At 58.7% G+C, this 21,553-nt stretch carries 20 protein-coding genes; 15 read left to right on the forward strand and 5 right to left on the reverse strand.

The window, feature by feature from the left end; translation table 11 throughout:
- Window positions 1-108 precede the first annotated feature (108 nt).
- The 7 genes from radC to EGI20_RS05355 all read left to right on the forward strand — a co-directional run bounded on the left by radC (window position 109) and on the right by EGI20_RS05355 (window position 6,177).
- Entirely contained in the window at window positions 109-786 is a 678-nt protein-coding gene (gene radC / locus EGI20_RS05325) for a RadC family protein (protein ID WP_498630259.1), read from the forward strand.
- Between the two features lie 184 nt (window positions 787-970).
- Window positions 971-1,864, forward strand: coding sequence for a ribokinase (rbsK, locus tag EGI20_RS05330; protein ID WP_498630261.1), 894 nt, complete (start codon window positions 971-973; stop codon window positions 1,862-1,864).
- Window positions 1,861-2,259 (forward strand): D-ribose pyranase, encoded by a 399-nt coding sequence (gene rbsD, locus EGI20_RS05335; RefSeq protein ID WP_124736633.1) that lies wholly within the window; start codon window positions 1,861-1,863, stop codon window positions 2,257-2,259. Before rbsK ends, rbsD begins: the two co-directional genes overlap by 4 nt.
- 28 nt (window positions 2,260-2,287) lie before the next feature.
- Window positions 2,288-3,760 carry a sugar ABC transporter ATP-binding protein gene (locus EGI20_RS05340; protein ID WP_498630307.1) on the forward strand — a complete coding sequence of 491 codons (1,473 nt, stop codon included), beginning with the start codon at window positions 2,288-2,290 and terminating at the stop codon, window positions 3,758-3,760.
- Window positions 3,761-4,702, forward strand: coding sequence for an ABC transporter permease (locus EGI20_RS05345; protein ID WP_498630263.1), 942 nt, complete (start codon window positions 3,761-3,763; stop codon window positions 4,700-4,702).
- A gap of 39 nt (window positions 4,703-4,741) precedes the next feature.
- A complete protein-coding gene (rbsB, locus tag EGI20_RS05350; RefSeq protein ID WP_124736634.1) occupies window positions 4,742-5,680 on the forward strand; it encodes a ribose ABC transporter substrate-binding protein RbsB in 939 nt (312 codons plus the stop codon).
- Between the two features lie 122 nt (window positions 5,681-5,802).
- Window positions 5,803-6,177: an oxidoreductase gene (locus tag EGI20_RS05355; protein WP_498630265.1), complete on the forward strand. Its 375-nt coding sequence runs from the start codon at window positions 5,803-5,805 to the stop codon at window positions 6,175-6,177.
- 189 nt (window positions 6,178-6,366) lie between these two features.
- Here the strand turns inward: EGI20_RS05355 and EGI20_RS05360 are convergent, their stop codons facing one another.
- The 4 genes from EGI20_RS05360 to EGI20_RS05375 form a co-directional block, all read right to left on the reverse strand.
- The gene (locus tag EGI20_RS05360) at window positions 6,367-7,992 is read right to left on the reverse strand and encodes a methyl-accepting chemotaxis protein (RefSeq protein ID WP_498630267.1); all 1,626 of its coding nucleotides are present in this window, start codon (window positions 7,990-7,992) and stop codon (window positions 6,367-6,369) included.
- A gap of 34 nt (window positions 7,993-8,026) precedes the next feature.
- Complete coding sequence (locus EGI20_RS05365; protein WP_498630268.1) at window positions 8,027-8,635, reverse strand: 3'-5' exonuclease; 609 nt, start codon at window positions 8,633-8,635, stop codon at window positions 8,027-8,029.
- The gene (locus EGI20_RS05370) at window positions 8,635-10,440 is read right to left on the reverse strand and encodes a putative nucleotidyltransferase substrate binding domain-containing protein (protein WP_498630270.1); all 1,806 of its coding nucleotides are present in this window, start codon (window positions 10,438-10,440) and stop codon (window positions 8,635-8,637) included. The genes EGI20_RS05365 and EGI20_RS05370 overlap by 1 nt, the downstream gene beginning before the upstream one ends.
- A gap of 138 nt (window positions 10,441-10,578) precedes the next feature.
- Complete coding sequence (locus EGI20_RS05375; protein ID WP_498630272.1) at window positions 10,579-11,355, reverse strand: class II glutamine amidotransferase; 777 nt, start codon at window positions 11,353-11,355, stop codon at window positions 10,579-10,581.
- Between the two features lie 106 nt (window positions 11,356-11,461).
- Here EGI20_RS05375 and EGI20_RS05380 point away from each other — a divergent pair, with 106 nt between their 5' ends.
- From EGI20_RS05380 to EGI20_RS05395, 4 genes are all read left to right on the forward strand, one after another.
- On the forward strand, window positions 11,462-12,037 hold the full coding sequence (locus tag EGI20_RS05380) for an Ntn hydrolase family protein (RefSeq protein WP_124736299.1): 576 nt from the start codon (window positions 11,462-11,464) through the stop codon (window positions 12,035-12,037).
- A gap of 2 nt (window positions 12,038-12,039) precedes the next feature.
- Window positions 12,040-12,912 carry an Hsp33 family molecular chaperone HslO gene (gene hslO / locus EGI20_RS05385; RefSeq protein WP_498630274.1) on the forward strand — a complete coding sequence of 291 codons (873 nt, stop codon included), beginning with the start codon at window positions 12,040-12,042 and terminating at the stop codon, window positions 12,910-12,912.
- Entirely contained in the window at window positions 12,912-13,694 is a 783-nt protein-coding gene (locus EGI20_RS05390) for a helix-turn-helix domain-containing protein (protein WP_498630276.1), read from the forward strand. The genes hslO and EGI20_RS05390 overlap by 1 nt, the downstream gene beginning before the upstream one ends.
- A gap of 140 nt (window positions 13,695-13,834) precedes the next feature.
- Window positions 13,835-15,235: an NAD(P)/FAD-dependent oxidoreductase gene (locus EGI20_RS05395; protein WP_498630278.1), complete on the forward strand. Its 1,401-nt coding sequence runs from the start codon at window positions 13,835-13,837 to the stop codon at window positions 15,233-15,235.
- A gap of 158 nt (window positions 15,236-15,393) precedes the next feature.
- On the opposite strand, the gene EGI20_RS05400 is transcribed toward EGI20_RS05395, so the two are convergent.
- A complete protein-coding gene (locus EGI20_RS05400) occupies window positions 15,394-16,077 on the reverse strand; it encodes a TetR/AcrR family transcriptional regulator (RefSeq protein ID WP_498630280.1) in 684 nt (227 codons plus the stop codon).
- 175 nt (window positions 16,078-16,252) lie between these two features.
- Here EGI20_RS05400 and EGI20_RS05405 point away from each other — a divergent pair, with 175 nt between their 5' ends.
- From EGI20_RS05405 to EGI20_RS05420, 4 genes are all read left to right on the forward strand, one after another.
- Window positions 16,253-18,220 (forward strand): amidohydrolase, encoded by a 1,968-nt coding sequence (locus EGI20_RS05405; RefSeq protein ID WP_498630282.1) that lies wholly within the window; start codon window positions 16,253-16,255, stop codon window positions 18,218-18,220.
- A 156-nt stretch (window positions 18,221-18,376) separates the two neighbouring features.
- Complete coding sequence (locus EGI20_RS05410) at window positions 18,377-19,465, forward strand: polyamine ABC transporter substrate-binding protein (RefSeq protein ID WP_498630284.1); 1,089 nt, start codon at window positions 18,377-18,379, stop codon at window positions 19,463-19,465.
- 238 nt (window positions 19,466-19,703) lie between these two features.
- Window positions 19,704-20,795, forward strand: coding sequence for a polyamine ABC transporter substrate-binding protein (locus tag EGI20_RS05415; protein WP_124736290.1), 1,092 nt, complete (start codon window positions 19,704-19,706; stop codon window positions 20,793-20,795).
- A gap of 192 nt (window positions 20,796-20,987) precedes the next feature.
- Window positions 20,988-21,542, forward strand: coding sequence for a DUF1415 domain-containing protein (locus EGI20_RS05420; RefSeq protein ID WP_498630287.1), 555 nt, complete (start codon window positions 20,988-20,990; stop codon window positions 21,540-21,542).
- Window positions 21,543-21,553: the final 11 nt, after the last annotated feature.

A 21,553-nucleotide genomic window follows, 5' to 3' on the forward strand; every position in this document is an offset into this window, starting at 1 on the left:
AAGTTTACCGGATTTCGCCATGAAATATGGTGTGGCTTGGGTGCCTGATGACATGAGCTTGGCTGCGCCTGCTACAAATAAACGGTATTGCCTTTGTGGAGCCGCATCATGTCCATCGCCCACTGGCCGGCCGACGACAGGCCGCGGGAAAAATTGCTGTTGCGCGGTGCGGCTGCTTTGTCGGACGCCGAGTTGTTGGCTATTTTTTTGCGCACCGGCATGGCAGGGGTGTCGGCCGTGGCGCTGGCCCAGCGCTTGCTGCTGCATTTCGGTTCCATTTCGGCCTTGTTTGCCGCCAGTGAAGGCGAATTTGTCCGCCATCCGGGGCTGGGGCAGGCCAAGTATGCGCAACTGATGGCGGTAAAGGAGATGGCGCAACGGGCGCTGGCCGAGTCGCTTGCCAAGCGCGATGCCTTGTCCAGCCCGGCCGATGTACGCAGCTATCTGCGCCTGGCCATAGGCTCGCGCGATATCGAGGTGTTTGTTGCGCTGTTTCTCAATGCACAGCATCAGGTGATTGCGATGGAGGAAGTGTTTCGCGGCACGCTGACCGAGACGCGTGTCTACCCGCGCGAGATTGTGCGCCGTGCCCTGTTTCATAATGCGGCGGCCCTGATCGTGGCGCATAACCATCCATCCGGCCGTGCCGAGGCTTCGATGGCAGACAGGGCGCTGACGCAAACGCTCAAGTCGGCTCTCGAACTGGTCGATATTGCTTTGCTCGACCATTTTGTGGTGACTGCGGCCCATGCAACTTCTTTGGCCGAAGAAGGCGGCTTAGGCTGAGTTGGCGCAGTCAGTCGTACATTTGGGCGTCTGTTTCTTAAATAGTGTGCAAATACTTGCGTTATATGCCAATCGTCGCGTTTAAATGCTGCTTTTTGATTGGCATGAAATTAATAATATCTTAATATTCGCCCCTTTAGCTTTTACCCTCAACCCGAACCTATCAGATGAACAGGGAGAGGCTATGCCCAAGCTGGTTGTAGTTGGCAGTATCAATATGGATCTTGTGGCGCTGGCCCCGCGTTTCCCCGCTCCGGGTGAGACTTTGAGCGGTGAGCGTTTTGCGACCTTTCCCGGCGGGAAAGGTGCGAATCAGGCCGTGGCGGCCAGCCGCCTGGGAGCCGAAGTGGTGATGGTGGGCTGTGTTGGCTCCGATCTGTTTGGCCGCGACCTTGTCGCCGGGCTGAACAAGGAAGGCGTTGATACGCGCCATGTCCACACCATTGAAGGTGTCGCCAGCGGCGTCGCCTGTATCACGGTCAGTGGTGCTGAAAACAATATTATTGTGATCGCCGGGGCCAACCATGCACTGACGCCCGAGCATGTCGCGGCGGCCGAGGCCGAAATCGCCGCAGCCGATGTGGTACTGACGCAGCTGGAAGTGCCGCTGGCCGTGGTGGCGGCCACGGCCGCACTGGCGAAAAAGCATGGCGTGCCGCTGATTCTGAACCCTGCGCCGGCCGTACATTTGCCGCCGGCCTTGCTGGATGAGGTGAGCTATCTCACCCCCAACGAGCACGAGCTGTCTATCGTGATGGATGCGGGCTCGACGCCATTTCCGGACATGCTGGAGCGTTTGCCGGGCAAGGTGGTGATGACCAAGGGCGAGCATGGTGCCTATCACGTTGCCGCCGACGGCTCGTTTGTGCATCAGCCCGGTTTCACCGTTTCGGCGGTGGATACCACCGGTGCGGGGGACACGTTTAATGCCGCCTTGGCGACCTATCTGCCTTTGGGCTTGAAGCCTGCCATGCGCATGGCTTGCGCGGCGGCGGCTCTGTCGGTGACGCGCCTGGGTGCGCAAGGCGGCATGCCGCAGCAGGATGAACTCGACGCTTTTCTCAAGGATGTTTCATGAAAAAGACCGGAACCCTGAATGCACAGCTCTCGAGGGTGCTGGCCGAGCTGGGGCATGGTGACGCCGTTGTGATCGCCGATTGCGGTCTGCCTATTCCGGCCGGGGTCGAACGCATCGATCTGGCGCTGACGCAGGGCATACCTTCCTTTACCGATACGCTGGCGGTTGTGCTGTCGGAAATGCAGGTCGAACATGCGCTGATGGCCAGGGAAATCCGTGAGGCCAACCCGCCTCTGGCTGGCCAGATCGATGCCCTGACCGAGGGCGGTATTCCGGTGCGTCTGGTCAGTCATGCCGACTTCAAGACGCTGACGCGTCAGGCGCGTGCGGTAATTCGCACTGGTGAAGCCAGCCCCTACGCCAATGTGATTCTGTATTCCGGCGTGGTTTTCTGAGGATGATAGTGTGAGCACGCTGGTAGAAATGAGCGGTATTGCCAAGTCTTTCGGGCCGGTAACGGTGCTGAAAGACGTGGCTTTTTCTTTGTCGGCCGGAGAAATTCACGCGCTGATGGGCGAGAACGGCGCCGGCAAGTCTACCCTGATGAAGATTCTGACTGGTCTGTATCAGGCCGATGCCGGCTCCATCCGGGTGGCTGGCGAAGCTGTCGACATCCGCAACCCCAGACAGGCCGAGGCGCTGGGGATTGCCATCATGCATCAGGAGCTGAACCTTATTCCCGAGCTGTCGGTGGCCGAGAACCTGTTTCTCGGGCGCGAACAGACACTGGGGTTTAGCGGCATTCTCAACGCCGGCCGCATGCGTGCGCTGGCGAAAGAATATCTGTCGCGTCTGGCGGTGGAGCTGGACCCGGATGCCGAGGTTGGCAGCCTGTCCATCGGTCAGCAGCAGATGGTCGAGATTGCCCGTGCTTTGTCTCTGAACGCGCGCGTGCTGATTATGGACGAGCCGACTGCTGCGTTGTCCGAACGCGAAATCGACGCCTTGTTTGCTGTGATCCGCGAACTGCGCGCCGACGGTGTCGGCATTGTCTATGTGTCGCATCGCATGGAAGAAATCTTTGCCTTGTGCGACCGCATTTCGGTATTGCGTGATGGCGAGTTTGTCGGCACCGAACGCATTGCCGACACCTCGCTTGACCACGTGGTGCAGATGATGGTCGGGCGCGAACTGGGCGAGCGCTTTCCCAAGCGCGAAGTCAGCCATGGCGCCGAGCGCTTGCGGGTAGAAAACCTGTGTGATGACGGCAATATTGCCGGCATCAATTTTGCCGTGCGCGCAGGCGAAGTGCTGGGGATTGCCGGCTTGATGGGGGCTGGGCGCACCGAGATTGCCCGCACCCTGTTTGGCCTGAATAAGCGCCTGTCCGGCAAGATCTTTGTCGATGGCAAGGAGGTGCGCATCAATAAGCCGGCCGATGCCATCGGCTACGGCGTCGGTTTCGTCACCGAAGACCGCAAGGCGCAGGGTCTGGTTCTGGGTTTATCGGTGCGCGAGAACATCACCTTGTCTGCGGTGCCGACCCATGGCCGTAGCGGCATCGTGTCGCGTAGCGAAGAGAAGAGTCTGGTCGCGCGCTGCATCGATATGCTGAAAATCCGCACCCGCGATGCCGAACTGGAAGTGCAGTCGCTGTCCGGGGGCAATCAGCAAAAAGTGGTGCTGGCCAAGTGGCTCAACCTCAAGCCGCGCGTGCTGATTCTCGACGAGCCGACCCGTGGCGTAGATATCGGCGGCAAGGCCGAGATCTACCATATCATCAACCAGCTCGCCTTCGAAGGCGTGGCGGTCGTGGTGATTTCTTCCGAACTCCCTGAAGTACTGGGGATTTCCGACCGTATCCTGGTGATGCACGAAGGGCGGATGGCAGGCGAGCTTGCCACTGCCGGTGCCAGCCAGGAATCCATCATGCATCTGGCTACCGGAGGGTATTAAGTGGCCGTCAGTCAAACCAAAAAATTGCTGCACAAACTAGGGCCGTTGTTGGGCCTGGTCGGTCTTTGTGTCGTGCTCGCCATTATGAGCGACAACTTCCTCACCGTTGGCAACTTGCTTAATGTCATGCGCCAGGTGTCCATCAATGCGCTGATCGCCTTCGGTATGACTTTCGTCATTCTGTCCGGTGGTATTGACCTGTCGGTGGGGGCCATTCTGGCCTTGTCCGGTGCGGTCACTGCCGGGCTGATGGCATCGGGTACTGACCCGGTGCTGGCGACCTTCGCCGGTCTCGCCTGCGGCACGCTGATGGGGGCTTTCAACGGTCTGGCCATTACCAAGGGCAAGCTGGCGCCGTTTATCGTGACGCTGGCAACGATGACCATCTTCCGCGGGCTGGCGCTGGTGTATACCGGCGGCCGTCCGGTGACCGGCGTCGACAGCGATTTCTTCTTTATGCTGGGCAACGGCTATCTGGGCGCACTGGTGCCGATGCCGGTGATCACCATGTTCATCGCCTTTGGCGTGTTGTGGTTCATCCTTAAGCGTACCGCCTTCGGCCGCCATGTGTATGCGGTTGGCGGCAACGAAGAAGCCTCGCGCATTTCCGGCGTCCATGTGGACCGCGTCAAGATCATGATCTATGCGATCTCGGGCTTCTTGTCGGCGCTGGCCGGCCTGATCCTGACTTCGCGCCTGAACTCGGCGCAGCCGACAGCCGGCACCGGCTATGAGCTGGATGCCATTGCGGCTGTGGTCTTGGGGGGCACCAGTCTGGCCGGCGGTCGCGGCTGGATTGTCGGCACCTTGATCGGCGCCTTGCTGATCGGCGTGCTCAACAACGGTTTGAACCTGCTGGAGGTGTCGTCCTTCTACCAGCAGGTGATCAAGGGTGCGGTGATTCTGCTGGCGGTGCTGCTTGACCGTCGTGCGGCGCGCTGACGCAATAAAATCCATACCAAGTCACAAGGAAAATAGAGCATGAATACGCTACTGAAATCGTTGCTGGGTACGGCGCTGGTCGCCATGCTGGCCACCGGCTGCAGCAAGCAGGGACCGGAGGCCAATATGGCAGACGCTTCTGCACCGGCAACCGAGTCGGGCGCGCCTAGCATAGGTCTGGCTGTATCGACCCAGAACAACCCGTTCTTCGTCTCTCTTAAGCATGGCGCCGAAGAAGAAGCCAAGGCGCTGGGCCTGAATCTGGTGGCGGTCGATGCACAGGATGACCCGGCCAAGCAGATTGCCAGTATCGAAGACCTGATCCAGAAGAAGGTCAAGGTCATCATGATCAACCCGACCGACTCCGCTGCCGTGCTGTCGGCGGTGAAGGCAGCCAACGCTGCGGGCATTCCGGTGATCACGCTGGACCGTTCGATTGATGGCGGCGATGTGGCTGCGCATATCGCGTCCGATAACGTGGCGGGCGGCGAAATGGCTGCCGGGTTCATCAAGGAAAAACTGGCCGGCAAGGGTAATATCGTCGAGCTGGAAGGGATTGCCGGTGCGTCCGCCGCACGCGAGCGCGGCAAGGGTTTCCATAACGTGATCGACAAGGAGACCGGTATCAAGGTGGTGGCCAAACAGCCGGCCGACTTTGACCGCGCACGCGGCATGAGCGTGATGGAGAACATCCTGCAAAGCCAGAATAATGTTGCCGGTGTGTTCGCTCATAACGACGAAATGGCATTGGGTGCGTTGCAGGCGCTGGATTCGTCCGGTCGCAAAGGCGTAGTTGTCGTTGGCTTTGATGCGACCGCCGATGCTGTAGCCGCCGTCAAGGCTGGCCGCATGGCGGCAACCGTGGCGCAGAAGCCTGAGCTGATCGGCAAGATGGGCGTGGAAACGGCCAAGAAGATCATCGATGGCCAGAGCGTGGACAAATATGTACCGGTACCGCTGGAGCTGATCAAGCAATAAGCTTGTTTCTCTCTTTGAAAAACAATGGCACCCGCGTGGTGCCATTGTTTTTGACTTGGCGCAACATGCGATATGGATTTTATGGGCATGCTGCTGCTTTTCCCACAGTGAAGAGCAGTCCGATGAAGAAGATTTCCGTATTGATGATCGGCGCCGGCGAGACCGGTACCCCGCTGCTGCGCCAGCTACTGGATGCACCATTTGTGGAGGTATATGCCGTGGCCGATCTTGATCTCGCTCTGCCGGGCATCGCACTCGCGCGTGAGCGCCAGATTGCAGTAAGTAACGATTTCGAGGCTCTGGTTCGTGCACAGCCTGCTGTTGATGTCATCATCGATGTGACTGGCGCGCCGGTGGTACGCGAGCGTCTGCGTACGCTGATGCAGGAGAGCGGCAATGCGCACACGGTTATTGTGCACGAGCGGGTAGCCTTGCTGATGATGTCGCTGGGCGCAGGAGAACTGGTACAAAGTGCTCATGCCGAAACGGGTTATTAAGTCAGTGATGCTTTTAATTCAGGCGTATTGAATCAGAAGCTTTTCAGCTTCGATCAAGGCGCATCCCAAAGCACTCATTGGCGCATCGCAAACCCGCAGAGGATGGGGCAATAACCTAGTTCTGCGGGTCTGCCTCTTTCTTTTATACCCTCGCGTCAAACGTCAAACCGCTCCTGCTTCACTTATATCTCAGATGTGGAAGACCTTGGTCTGCTCGGCTAATGCACTGGAGGCTGTTTGTAGGTTTTTACTGTCCTGCGTGATATGACCTGCCTGAATGATGGCCCGCCCGACCTCGGTATGGGCACTTTCCACCATCGCACCTGTTTCGCGAATGGCTTGATGGATCAACTCAGCGCTTTCTTCTGCACGATCGATTTGCTTGAGCGAGATGCCGAGTCCCGCAATACCGGCTTCAATACATCCGGCAACGGTTTGAGATTCATTTGCGACCATTTGCGCATTGTCGCATGAGCTACCCATGCTAGACGCTAGGCTGCCTATATTGCTGACGATATTGCAGATGGCCTGATTGGTACGTGCGAGTGTGCTGGAGGTTTGTTGCGACAGTTTTCGGACTTCATCTGCAACCACGGCGAAACCACGGCCATTTTCGCCGGCGCGTGCGGCCTCAATTGCTGCGTTGAGTGCGAGAAGATTAGTTTGCTGAGCAATGTCCTGAATGATGGTGAGGATGTTGTTGATTTCTTGGGTTTGTCGACTGATCTCTTCAAGCTGACTGGCGAGTTCGGTAGCCTGGCTCGCATTGCTATTTACGGCATTCGCGAGTTTGGCTAGCTGGGTGGCCGCCTCTTCGAGTCGGCGGTGGCTCTCGCCTATTTCTTGAGCAGCTTCCCGGCTTTGCAAGGCTGCCTGTTGCGCGGTGTCCTCTATGCGTGCCCGTTGCTCTGCCAGAGCAAGCAGGCTATGGTCCGCCTCGGCAAGCCCCGTGTTCATGTCATGGCTCTGTTCGCAAAAGCGAGCTGCTTGTCCGCTGGCATGCTGTGCACCGCTGCGTGCCTCGGCAAGTGAGTGGCGGATATCCGTTAGCAGAACATTCAGTGCTTGGCCAATGGCGCCAACTTCGTCATTACCTTCCTCCAGATGCGCGCTTAGGTTATGTTCTTGCGCCATATTCACGAGAGTGCCTTGCATGCGAGAAAGCCGCCTGCTCAGGCGGTTGCCTACGACCCAGGCGGCGATGGAACCCAGCGCAACCAAGGTGGCAGCCATGAGTCCCAGATGGGTCAGGTTGCTGCGTGCTGCCGTATCGATCGAAGAGATAGACACATCAATTCCTGCGATATATTCAATGCCATCTGCAGTCTTGATGGGCTGGAATAGCGAGCGGTGCGTGCCGTAGCTATCGGTATATTCGGCGTATTGTGCTTTCCCCGTTTGTAGCGCGGTCATGACTTCCGGGGGCGCATCTTCGTACACATCACCGGGATAAGCATATTTGTTGGCCGCGAAGTTTTCTTTATTTGCGGAGTCTGCCAAGTAGATCACCTTGCCATCTTTCTGGCTCAAGGCGTAAAGGTATTCTAGGTTAACCATTTCCGAATAATGGCCAGTGGTGGCGACCTTGGCACGGTATTCTGCAGCGGGCACCTCTTTGGCAATCAGCCGCTTGATATAAGCCTCTGGCAGCCACGATGGCATCGCATAGGCCGCGGCCTGCAGGCGGCCATCCACTTCGGCGCGTAGATCCTGTAGCTTGATCCATTGTGCGTAGCCGACGATAGCGAGTACCGAGATGATGTTGACCAGCATCAGGGCCGCAATGATGCGTCCTTTGAGTCCAATATTGTTCATTACTGTGTTTATTCCTGTGCTGCCCTATTGGGGCCTAGTCAAATCCGCGTCGTTTAAGTGCGAGGTAGAGCATGCCGGCGGTGATGGCATCATTGAGTGCATCATGGCGCGGCAGCGCCGGCACTTTCAAATCGTCGACGAGGGTCTGTAGCCTGAGATCGACATGGCTGTCCGGTTGCTGTCTGAGCTTGTAGTCGTAGTAGCGCCCCGAGATCTCTATCCTGCGGTTGGGCAGGGCACAGCCGATCAGGCCCTTCACGTATTTGTTGAGAATGGCCATGTCGTATTCGAGGTAGTAGCCGACCAGTGGCCGTCCGCCGATAAAGTCCAGCAGCTGAAATACGGCATCGGCCGGCGCCATGCCGTCTCCGACATCGCGCGGGCGCAAGCCGTGTACGCTGACATTGCCCGCATCTGGGCGCTTTTCCGGCCTGACCAGCAGGTAGAGCGACTCGCTGGACAGGATGCGGTTGCCGCGCAGTTTGACCGCGCCGATAGAGAGCAGCTCTGCTTCGGCGATATCGAGGCTGGTGGTTTCGCAGTCTACGCTGACGATTTCGTCCGGGTGCTCGTCGAATAAGCCGGCATAGCGCGGGTCGGTGAGCCGGCCCTTTTGCCAGCGACGGGTGAGGGCGGCCAGCATCAGAAACTCCCCAGCTTGAAGTGGTGGCGCAACATGCTCTTGTAGCGCTTGACCACGGCAAAGGCATCTTTCAGCAGGTCGCGCTCCAGCGTGGACAGGCGATAAGGTGCAATCAGATTATCCGGCTGCCGCCCCTCTTCCAGTGCATCCAGCCCCGAACCCAGCTTGATTCCGATCAGAAAGGTCAGCGCCTCGGCCAGATCGTGCGACAACTCCTGTTCGAGCAGGCCTTTGCTTGTCAGGGTGGCAAGGCGTTCCAGCGTGTTGGTTTCGTGGATGCCGGCCTCCAGCGCCAGTGCGCGCGTACCGTGCACGATGGGGAAGATGCCGCCCTTTTTCAGGTCCAGCACGGCCTCACCGTCTGCTTCGCGTGTCAGCAACTGGGCGAATAGCCCGAGCGGGGTGTCGAATTGTTCGATGGCGCGGGCGAAGCGGGCATAGAACGCGGCATCGTCGGCGATGGCCTGCTGCAGCACCTCGTGTGCTTCTCTTAATAAGCCGGCATCGCCGGCGACGGCTTCGGCATCCACAAAGATGGCGAGATTCATCAGCGAAGTGCTGTCCGGCTGGAATGTCCATTGCTGGATACGCGCCTGCATCTCGCTTTGATCCAGCCTCCATGCTGGGTTGCTGAGCATGATGCCGCCGGCGCATGGCGGGTAGCCAAAGCGCGCCAGCGCCTCCGAGAAGGCATCGCATATCTCGGCGACGCCATCTTGGGGAAAGCCATCGCGGATGATCAGCGCGTTGTCCTGATCAGTCTTGAGAATCTGCTCGCCACGCCCCTCCGAGCCCATCACAATCAGGCAGCTATTTTCCTGCAGAGCCGGTGGCGCCAGCATCTGCCATGCCCGCTCGAACAGGCGTGCGTTCAGCGTCTGCACCAGTCGCGCGAGCTGCGGCGGTTTGACGCCGTGTCCGGACAGGATGCGTACCAGACGCGTGATCTGGCCGGCGGCATCAGCCAGTTCGTCCAGATTCTGCGCACGTTCGATACGCTGGGCGATCAGGTGGGAATGGTTGGAAAAATAAGACAGCACATCGACCTGGGACAGAATGCCGACCGCTTGGCCGGCCGAGGTGACCACCAGACGGCGGATATTGTTGCGCGTCATCGTCAACAGCGCATTGAACAGGAAATCGTCGATGTCCACGCTCATCAGCTGGAATTGTCCCAGTTCGCTAAGCGGGGTGTGATAGGGCGTGGCGTTGATGATGACGTCGCGAAAATCGGTGGTGGTGTAGATGCCCAGTCGCGCGCCATCTTGCACCAAGAGCGACTTTACCCGCTGCGCCTTCATGGTTTCGGCCGCTTGCTGCAAGGTCGTGCTGCCATCAACCTTGACAGGTTCACGCAAGCGCACATCGCGCACGCGTGCGGTGAGCAGGGTCTGCAGTTCCCGATGGCCGGGGCGTTCCGACAAGGCGGCAAGCTTGTGCGATACGCTGGCGTAGAAGTAGGCACCAAAGCGCAGGTTACGCCCGGTCAGCTCCATCAGTTGCGCACGCGGGATGGCGTAGAGCAGGGCTTCTTCATGCACGACAAAGCGGTTATGCGTCTCACCGGCGATCAGTGCCCGGGCATCGAAAGTATCGCGCTCGCGATAGACCCCGATCACGTCCTCGCCTGCCATCTCGCGCACGATGCCCTTGATCACCACCCACAGGGTATCGACCGGCTTGCCCGGCCCCATGATTTCGTCGTCGTCGGCAAAAAAGGCAATGTCGGCACAGGCTTCCAGTGACTGTTGTTCGGAGGCGGTCAGGCTGTCAAAGGGCGGGTGGCTGAAGTCGAAGCGGCTCATGCAAGTCTCGGGTCGGGTTTGCGTATTTCTTTAGCATAAGCCCGCGCCGGCATTAGGGCTACTGCGCTGCAATATGAGTGTCGGTCGCTTGCAACAGGCAGGCCGGGCGGGGATGCCCGGCCTGGAGGGGAAGGGGGCTTAACTGCGCAGGCTGAATAGCGGTGCGCCGTCACGCAACATCAGCAATTCGCCGGGCGCGAGCGCGGTCCAGACTTCGTTATCGGTCAGCGGCAGGGTCGCGATTACGGCCACGCGATCCTCTGCTGTGGTGAGCGTGGAAAAGTCGACGCTGACATCGTCGTCGACCAGATGCGCGGTGTTGAACGGCGCCTGGCGTACGATATAGTGCAATTGGGTGGCGCAGTGGACGATCAGCCATTCGCCGTTGGACAGCATGAAATTGAATGTACCGTGTGCGCGGATTTCGGCGCTCAGGCGTGCCACCTCGTCAAACAGTTGCCCGGGTTCGGGTGCACTGTCCCAGCGCTGGCGCAACTGTTCGAGAATGTGGCAGAAGGCGCGCTCCGAGTCGGTGCTGCCGACTGCCTGATAGTGGCTGCCCTTGGGCGGATTAAATGCTTTGAGATCGCCATTGTGGGCAAAAATCCAGTATTGCCCCCACATCTCGCGCACAAAGGGGTGGCAGTTTTCCAGGCGAACCTCGCCCTGGGTGGCTTTGCGGATATGGGCGATCACGTTTTTCGACTTGATCGGATAACGGCGCACCAGATCGGCGACCGGTGAATCGCTGGAGGGTTTGTCGTCGATAAAGAGACGTACACCCGCGCCCTCGAAAAAGGCGATACCCCAGCCATCGGCATGGTGGTCGGTCAGTCCGCCGCGGCGATGAAAGCCTTCGAAGGAAAACAGAATGTCGGTCGGGGTATTGCAGTTCATTCCAAGCAGTTGGCACATAAGGCGGGTTCCGTCTGGCGGGCTGGCGCTTTAAGAAGCGCTTACCCTTGTAATTTGGCGGTTTGGCCTTAATCTTACCGCTTTTGTCGCAGCTTAAGGTGAGCCTATGACCACCATTGTGGTAGTGCGCAAAGGGAACGAGGTCGCGATTGCGGCCGATAGCCAGACCACGTTTGGCGACGACCAGAAACTGCTCGCCGGCTACGACCGTTTTCACGACAAGATTTTCCGTATCGGCGAGCACCATTTCGCCATTGCCGGCTCGGCGGCACATGATCTGGTCTTGCAAAATGCGCTCAGAAGCCTGAAAACGCGTGACTTAAGTTCGCGTGCCGGCATTTTCGAGACCTTCCGCAAGCTGCACCCCAAGCTGAAGGACAATTTTTTCCTCAAGCCGGACGAGGAAGAGGATGACCCGTACGAGTCCAGCCATATGATGCTGTTGCTGGCCAATAGCCACGGCATTTTCGGCGTGTATCCGATGCGCGAGGTGTACGAGTTTTCGCGCTACTGGGCAATAGGCTCGGGCCGGGCTTACGCCATGGGGGCGATGTACAACTGTTATCAGGACGAATTGACTGCGGCGCAGATCGCCGAGCGCGGCATTATGGCCGGCTGCGAGTTTGATCTCTCGTCGGCGCTGCCGATGTCGCTTTACACTTTTACGCTAGGCAAGGAATAACCATGAACCAAACCGATACCCTGCAGCGCTTTATTTTTGACGACGCACCGGTGCGCGGTGCACTGGTCAGGCTGGACGATGCCTGGCAGGCGGTGCTGTCGCGCCGCCACTATCCGGCGCCGGTGCGCGATCTGGTCGGCCAGATGATGGCGGCCTCCGCCTTGCTGGCGGCCAACCTCAAGTTTGACGGCACGCTGATTATGCAGATCCAGGGCAAGGGTGCGCTCAAGCTGGCGGTGGTCGAAAGCAATGCCGACCGTACTTTGCGCGCGACCGCCAAGTGGGGCGACGTCAAGGATGGCGCTACGCTAGCCGAGCTGGTCGGCGTGGGCGCCCAGTTCGTGATTACGCTGGACCCGAAAGAAGGGCAGCCGTGGCAGGGTATTGTCGCGCTGGAAGGCGACAGCCTGGCCCAGATGCTGGAAAACTATATGCAGCGCTCCGAGCAGCTGGATACCAAGCTGGTACTGGCGGCCGATGCAGGCACCGCTGCCGGCATGTTGCTGCAGCGCCTGCCGGACGGGCATGGCGATGCCGAGGGCTGGAACCATGTGCAGACGCTGGCTTCCACACTCAAGGGCGAGGAGTTGCTTGAGCTGCCGGCAACCGAAATCCTGCACCGCCTGTACCACGATGATGCGGTGCGCCTGTTCGACGCCGAGACGCTGGCCTTTGCCTGCAACTGCAGCCAGGAGCGGGTCGGCGATATGCTGAAGATGCTCGGTGGCGAAGAAGTGGCCAATGTGATTCTGGAGCAGGGCAGCATCGAGATTAACTGCGAATTCTGCAACCAGCAGTATGTGTTTGACGAGGACGACGTCAACGCACTGTTCCAGATGCATGTAGTGCATGCTGTGCGCGAGGCGCGCCACTGATGGCAGATGATAGCGCCGTCACGCGTGTCGTGGTCGAGCGCTATCACCGCGCGTGGAAGGCGCTGGATGTGGACGCGGTGATGGCTTTGTATCATCCCGAGGTGCGCTACCATGACTTTCACGGCCGCAGCCTGATCAGGCTTTGCGGGCTGCGCGACTATGTGCTCGACAGCCTGCCCTCCGGTGCCAACGAGTCGCTGGCACACACCGACCGCATCCGTGTCGACGGCGACTGCGCTTTTTTGCAGTATTGCTATACGGTGAAAAGCCGACTGGTGCGCGGGCGACTGACGCGCTTTCACGGCAGCGAAGTGATCCGGGTGCAAGACGGCCTGATCATCGAGGTGAAAGAGTACTGCGTGGTCGCCGGCAACAGTGCCGCACAAGGGGCTGGCCGCATCGGACTGTCGCCCTTGCGCCTGACTCGGCTGGTGGCCGACCTCGAGGACTATTTCAGCCGTCACCGACCCTATCTTGATCCCGATCTCAATCTGGCTGCGGTAGCCACGGCCAGTGGTTACACCCGCAACCAGATTTCCCATGCGCTCAACCATGTGCTGGGTGTCACCTTCTATACCTATCTTGCGCGTGCGCGCATAGCCCATCTGCTGGCGCTGCCGGCAAATGCATGCCCTGCGTCTGCCATGGACATGGCGCTATGCGCCGGTTTTTCTTCCATTTCCACTTTCTACAAAGCCTTCCGCCAGGCCACCGGCACCACGGTGCAACGCTATTTTGCCGCCGCCGATTTCGAGCGGTCCCGCACGCACGACAAGACATAAAGCCCGCCCTTAGTATTGCCGCATGTTTAAACGACAGCGGGGGGGCGGGAGATGGTGCCGGATTTTGTCAGGGCGGTGAACTGGGCCGTGCCCCGTTCGGCCAAACATTACGGTCTTGCACTGGCACAAGAGGAGGGCGTATGAACCAGCTGCCGGCAAGTTGTCTGTGGCAGGAGGCCTTGCCTGCTGTCGCGCCATCTTCCCTGCCACCCATCGCGGAGGAGTGCGATGTGGCCATCATCGGTGCAGGTTACACCGGCTTGTGGACGGCCTATTACCTGAAACGGCAACAGCCGGCGCTTGAGGTGCAGGTGTTCGAGGCCGCGCATGCCGGCTTTGGCGCCTCCGGGCGCAATGGCGGCTGGCTGATCGGCGGCATCGCCGGGCAGGATGCGTGGCTGGCCGGCCTGGATGAAGATGCAAGAGAAGCCACGCGCCAACTCTTGTACGGCATCGTCGATGAGGTGAAAGCCGTGTGTGAGCGCGAGGGCATAGGCTGCGATCTGGCCCATGGCGGCGTGTTGTATGCGGCCCGTGGCGTGGCGCAGGCACGGCGTGCCCGCGCCTGGTTGACCGATCTGCAGCGTGCGGGGCATACCGCTGCCGATTTTCGCTGGTTGTCCGCAAGCGAACTGGCTGCACAGCTACAAATAGCCGAGGGTCTGGGGGCCGTTTTTTCGCCGCATTGCGCCACCTTGCACCCCTTGAAACTGGTGCAGGGCCTGCTGCACACGGTGCGGCGCATGGGCGTGCGTGTGCACGAAGCGTGCCCGGTAGCGGGCTTTGGCAAGGGCCGGGTTCGCCTGCAAGGTGGCGAGGTGCGGGCGCGCTGGATTGTGCCGGCACTGGAGGGCGCCAGTACGACGTTGCCAGAACTTAAAGGTCGGCTGCAGCCGGCGCAAAGTTTGATTGTTGCGACCGAACCTTTGTCTGAGGCGCAATGGGACGCGATTGGCCTGGCCGGTCGTGCGGCTTTTTCCGATCTGTCGCGCGGGGTGACTTATGGCCAGCGTACAGCAGACGGGCGTTTACTGTTTGGTGCCCGTGGCGGCTATCAGTTTGCCGGTCGGCCGCGCTGGGATTTTGATCCGCAAGGCGATGAGTTCTCGCTACGCACCGAACTGATGCGGCAATTCTTCCCGCAACTGCAAGATGTGCGCATCACCCACGCTTGGGGCGGCTCACTGGGGCTGGCGCGTGGCTTTACTCCGTTTGCCCTGCGGGATCGTCGCCGGGGCGTGGCGTGTGCCGGTGGTTACGGTGGCGAAGGGGTGGGGGCCAGCAACCTGATGGGGCGTACGCTGGCCGATCTGATTTGTGGAGGTGAAACCTTGTTGACGCGCCAGCGCTGGGTAGAGGGCGATGCGGGATTGTCCAGTTTGCGCCGCTGGGAGCCCGAGCCGCTGCGTTATCTGGGCTACCACGCCATCCGTTCGGCGTTTGTGCTGGACGATACGCTTGCTGACCGGCAGGACATTCCTGCCCGCCTGCGCCGGCTGGTCGGGGCAGGTGCCGATGCGCTGGAAGGATTGATGCATTGAAGGGCAGCTTTATAACAGCGGCACTGCAGCCGGAAGCGATACGCAGCTATACCTGCTTGTGGCAGAAGCTGAAGGCGTGCAAGTAGGTTTTTGTGGCCATTGCATGCAATACAAAGCCACGGCTCAATGTCGTGGCTTTTTTGCGTCAAAGCGCAGGGTCAGTTGCCGCTTGCCGACAGCTTTTGCAAGGTGCTTGCCGGGTCAGGTTCGCTGATGGCGGTCGTGATCAGGCGTTCCAGCCAGAGCCGGTGCAATAGCCATAACGGGCGGCCACTGTCCCCTGTTTCCTGCGCGCATTGCTTGGCAACATCAAAGCTGCGGTAGAACGAAGTAATCAGGGCAATCAGGTCGGCTTCGGGCCAGCGGCAGCCGAAGTGGCGGAAACGCTCGGTCCAAAAGCGTATTTGCTCGCGTTCGTGGGCAAGTTCAAGTTCCTGCAAGGCCGGGATCAGATCCATGGCGCGCCATAGCGCGCCATGGCCGACAAAGCGGATATCCAGCGTATCCAGCGCACTGTCCAGTGCTTGCAATGTGGCGGGCCAATCCAGATCCTGTGTCCTGATGTTCTCCTGCGCTTCACGAACCGCTGACAGCCATGCCGCAGCCAGCCGGCAGATGATGGCTTCTTTATTGGGAAACAAGTGATAGAGCGACTTGATGCCGACGCCGGCACGTTCGGCAATCGCGTTGGTGTTCAGTGCGGTAAAACCCTGCTCGGCCAGCAAGCCAAGCGTCGCCTGCTCGATTTTCTGGACGGTTTCCCAAGTGCGCTGCTGCTGCGGTTCGCGGCGCATGCGCAAGTTAGCGGGAAGCCCGGGGATGGGGGGCAGGGTGTCAGGCATAAGGACTCAAGGCCGGCAATGGAATGGCAACACTATAAGGGGGGGGGCTGTGGCGCGGCAACTACACTGCCGTCCATTTATTGCAGTAATAGCTGCAATTTGCAGCAATAGCTGTAATAAAGGAGGTGTGGCGACAATCAGAGCAAATGCCGCAGTCAAATAATGGAGGAGAGACATGTTGAATACAGTAGCAGGTGGCCAGCGGGCCATGATTCTGGGGCTTTTATTGCTGGCCGGTTGCAGCAGTTCGGGCGGGAGCGGTTCGGGGGGGAGCAGCTCGGGGGGGAGCAGCCAAGCTAAAGGGGGCACCATTTATATCAACGGCAAGGTGTATACACAGGACGATAAACAGCCGTTAGCCGACGCCTTTGTGGTGGAGGATGGGCAGCTTGTGCAGGTGGGAAGCCGGGCCGATGCCGAGGCTTATAAGAATCGTGGCTACCCGGTCGTGGATCTGGGCGGCAAGATGGTGCTGCCTGGCCTGCATGACAACCATATCCATGCCTTGGGAACGGTGGCGCTGGATATGTGCGATCTGGATGGCAAGGCGGTGACGCTGGACGAGCTGGCCAACAAGGTTAAGACCTGCCTGCCCAAGTATGCGCCTGCCAAGGGCGAGTGGCTGGTGGTGAGCCAGTGGTCGCCATACGAGGGTAATAATGTCACCGCCAATTACCAGAATGTCAGGCAGGCGCTGGATGCTGCTGCGCCCAACAACCCGGTGATGCTGGCTGGCGTGGACGGGCATGCCAGTGCGTACAACTCGGCAGCGCTGGCCATGGCGCAGGACAAGGATGGCAATACGGTCGGCTTTAGTGCGGCAACCTTGGCCAAAGGCGGGGTGTTCGAGGCATTTGCCCCCTATGTCAATCTTGATAGCGGAGTGATCCGCGAGGATGCCCGTGCCGCCATTCCGGTGCCTGACACGGGTGTGTTAAGTGCTCATGGCAAGGAAGCCGAGCAGTTGTACGAGGCCATTTTGCCCAAAGTGTCCGAGATGATGGCGTCGCGCGGTATTACCGGTATTCAGGATGCCTGTGCCAACGATTTCGTTCGTGACCGTTACCTCAGCATGCAAAAGCGCAATTTGCTGAATATGCGCGTGACGGCGGCCACCTGTTTCAATATGGATGATTACGCGGGCGTGGTGGATATCCCGGGTCACCTGAAAAAGGCAAACGAGGCGCGTAGCACCTTTGCCGGCAATCCGCTGATCAAGGCGGATGCGGTCAAGATTTTTGTCGATGGCGTGCTGGAAGGCGACCCATTCAGCAATCCGCCGGTCGCCCCGAATGCCGGCATGATCCATAACTACCAAACACCGCATCTTAAGTATGACCCGGCCAGCGACACCACCACGGTCGAGGCAGATAGCGAAGACTCGGGCAATAAAGGCATCGTCAACTACAAGGGCGAGGATCTGGCGAACTATGTGAGCGCGCTGGACAAGGACGGTTTCAGTGTCCACATGCACAGCATTGGTGACCGCAGTACCCAGGTGGCGGTCGATGCGCTGCAAGCGGCGCGGGACCGCAACGGTGACAGCAAGATTCCGCACACTATTGCACACTTGCAGATGGTGGCACCGGAAGATCAGGCCCGCCTCGGCAAGCTGGGAGTATTCCTGACCTTTACCTATGCCTGGACTTCGCCGTCCATCGCCTACGATCTGCTGGTGACACCGTTCATCCAGCCCAGCAAGAAGGGGCAGTCCATCATGGATGTGCTGTATGACCCTATGGGCTATGTGAAGCAGGCTTTCTATCCGGTCGAGTCTGCACGCAAGGCGGGTGCGGTGCTGGTCGCCGGCAGCGATGCACCGGTTGATAGCCGCGATCCGCGTCCGTTCGTTAATATCGCCACCGGCGTGACCCGCTCAAGCGTGGACAATGGCGACAAGGGCTACACCGCACTCGAGCGTACTTCTTTGCAGAACCTGCTGGCGGCCTACACCATCAATGGTGCGCGCGCTGTGCGTCAGGACAAGCTGACCGGTTCGCTGGAGCGTGGCAAGTCGGCCGACTTTATCGTGTTGAACCAGAATCTGTTTGATCTGGTCGCGGCAGGTGAGCCACAGAAAATTGCCGATACTGAAGTCGATATGACCGTATTCAAAGGCAAGGTGGTGTACCGCAAGAAATAGGGCCGTTCATGCCATAGTCGTGATAGCTTTGTCATGGCGTGTATGCAGCCGGCCGGCGCGCTAACCGGCCGGCTTTGTTGTTGGACAGTGTCTGCCTATTCGAATCAATGCGTCCGCTAGAGGCGCTTTAAATTGCAAAGCGACTGGAGAAACAAGATGAAAGCCATTACCACTGCGGTCAGCCTGGGCCTGATGCTGGCGATGCCCTTGGCGCAGGCCGCCGGCACGCTCAATGTTTACAATTGGTCGGATTACATTGCCGAGGGGACGGTCCCTGCATTCGAGAAGGCCAACAAGATCAAGGTGCGTTACGACATTTACGATAGTAACGAGGTGTTGCGCGCCAAACTGATGACTGGCAAAACCGGTTACGACATCGTAGTGCCATCGCACAATACGCTGGGACTGGGCGTCAAGGCCGGCATGTTTTTGCCGCTGGACAAGAACAAGATCCCCAATTACAAAAATCTGGATCCGGCGCTATTGAGGCTGATGACGCAGTTCGACCCGGGTAATGCCTATTCGGTCCCGTACTTTTGGGGCATCAACACGCTGGGCATCAATGTCGACAAGGTGAAGAAGGCGCTGGGCGGCAAGCTGCCAGACAATCCATGGGATCTGGTGTTCAAGCCGGAACTGGCTGCAAAATTGAAGGGCTGCGGCATTAGCGTCTTTGATTCGCCCAGCGAATTTTTTCCGGCAGCCTTACATTACTACGGCAAAGATCCCAATACCGAAAATCTGGCCGACTATCAGGCCATGATGCCGGCACTCAAACAGCTGCGCCCCAATTACAGCAGATTTTCCTCGTCCGGTTATATCAACGAGCTGGCCGGTGGTTCGGTCTGTGTCGCCATGGGCTTTTCCGGTGATCTGAATATCGCCAAGCGCCGTGCTGCCGAGGCAAAGAACGGGGTGAATATCCAGGTGATGCTGCCCAAGTCCGGGCTGGACGTTTGGGTGGATGTGATGGCCATTCCCAAGGATGCGGTCAATGTCGACAATGCCTATCGTTTTATCAATGCCATGCTGGAACCGAAAACCGCAGCGGCCAACGCTAACGCCGTGACGTACGCGCCCGGTGTGCCGGCAGCGCGCCAATACATGAGTCCGGCTTATGTAAATGACCGTACTATTTTCCCGACAGCAGACGATATGAAGGGCAGCTTTGTCGGTAAAACGCTGCCGGCGCATACCATACAGGGCTACACCCGCCTGTGGCAGGGCCTGAAGTCAGGGCGCTGATATTGTTTTTGGTTTTGTTTAAACAAATCAACACCCTATCCTTTGCTGGATAGGGTGTTTTGTTTTGGATCCTTTGTTTGTAAGGCTTGCAGCCGATGTGGTTTTTGTTGCTGTGGGTTGGCCATAGCGTGTGTTTAATAAAACATTAGACATGCCGATGCCATCGGGGTTAGCCTCTGCCTGAGAGCCGGCGCAATAGAACCGTCGGCCTTTTGTATCGGCAAAGGAAAAAACCAAGATGACAATCAAACCACTGAGCACCCTGGCCTTGGGCCTTGCTTTGTTGACGCCGGCCGTCTACGCGGCAGGCACCTTGAACATCTATAACTGGTCGGACTATATCGCCGAAGATACGGTGCCTAATTTCAAGAAGGCTACCGGTATCAATGTGCGCTACGACGTCTACGACAGTAATGAAGTATTGCGTGCCAAGCTGATGACCGGCAACACCGGTTACGATCTGGTCGTACCGTCGAGCAATACGCTGGAGCTGGGCATCAAGGCCGGCATGTTCAAGCCGATAGACAAGAGCAAGATCCCCAACTACAAGGATCTTGACCCCGAATTGATGCGCATCATGGCGCAGTTCGATCCGGGCAATCAATACGCGGTGCCTTACTTCTGGGGCTTGAATACACTGGCCATCAATACCGACAAGGTGAAGAAGGTGCTGGGTGGCAGCTTGCCAGCCAACCCGTGGGACATGATTTTCAAGCCCGAGGTGGTCGCCAAGCTCAAGAGCTGCGGTGTCAGCGTGCTGGATTCTCCAACCGAATTTTTCCCGATGGCGTTGCATTACGCCGGCAAAAACCCGAACAGCACCAATATCGAAGACTACAAAGCCTTGCTGCCGCAGCTGAAAGCGGCACGCAAGTCCTATGCCCGCTTCTCGTCGTCCGGCTATATCAATGAGCTGGCCGGTGGTTCTGTGTGTGTCGCCATGGGCTATTCGGGAGACCTGAATATCGCCAAGCGCCGGGCGGCCGAGGCTAAAAACGGGGTGAAGATCGAGGTACTGATGCCCAAGCAGGGTACCGGTATCTGGGTTGACAGCATGGTGATCCCGAAAGACTCGGCCAATAGCGACAATGCGCTCAAGTTCATCAACTACGCCCTGGATGCCAAGGTTGCCGCGAATAACGCCAATGCCGTTACCTATGCGCCAGGCTCGCTGGCCGCGCGCAAGTTCGTCAACAAGGCGTACGTCAGCGACCGCTCCATCTTCCCGAGCAAGGATGATCTTAAGAGCAGCTTTGTATTGCTGACCATGCCGCCCAAGGTGATCCAGGGCTATACCCGCCTGTGGCAGAACCTGAAAGCCGGGCACTAGGCTGTTTGCTTATCCGCCAGATCGACCCCTGTCCTGAAGGCAGGGGTTTTTTATGCTCCTCTTTTTGCCCTATACGGGTGGTGCTTTTCACCTGCGTGAGGCTGACGGGGAAAGGGGGCTGATGTATAAGCAGCACCCCGTCACGGAGACACCCCTTTTTCAGCGTACACTGGGCTTTTGCGAGCCTGAACCATGAAACAAGAAGAGATTGTTGCCGCTACCCGCATCTGGCTGGAGAAGGCGGTGATCGGGCTGAATCTGTGTCCGTTTGCCAAGTCGGTCTATGTGAAAAACCAGATCCGCATCGTGGTCAGCGAGGCGCCGCATCTGGATGCTTTTCTCGAAGAACTGGATCGCGAGCTCGACTTTCTGGCGGTCGCCAGTCCCGATGAGACCGACACGACCTTGCTGGTGCATCCCACGCTGTTTCCCGATTTTGACGACTTCAACCAGATGCTGGACATTGCCGACGCGGCTTTGCCCGAGCATGGTCTGGATGGCATCTTGCAGATTGCCCCGTTTCACCCCGACTTTCGTTTCGAGGGCACCGAGGCGGATGAAATCAGCAACTATACCAACCGTTCGCCTTATCCGACCCTGCATCTGATACGTGAATCGAGTATCGCGCGCGCGGTAGCGGCCATGCCCGACACCGATGCCATCTACCGGCGCAATATTGCCCTGCTGCAGGAAATGGGGCCGGCTGCCTGGGCGGATTTGGGTATTCCCATGCCGCCGCGCAAGTAAGCAAGGCGGTG

It is taken from the genome of Aquitalea sp. S1-19 (genome assembly GCF_024343515.1).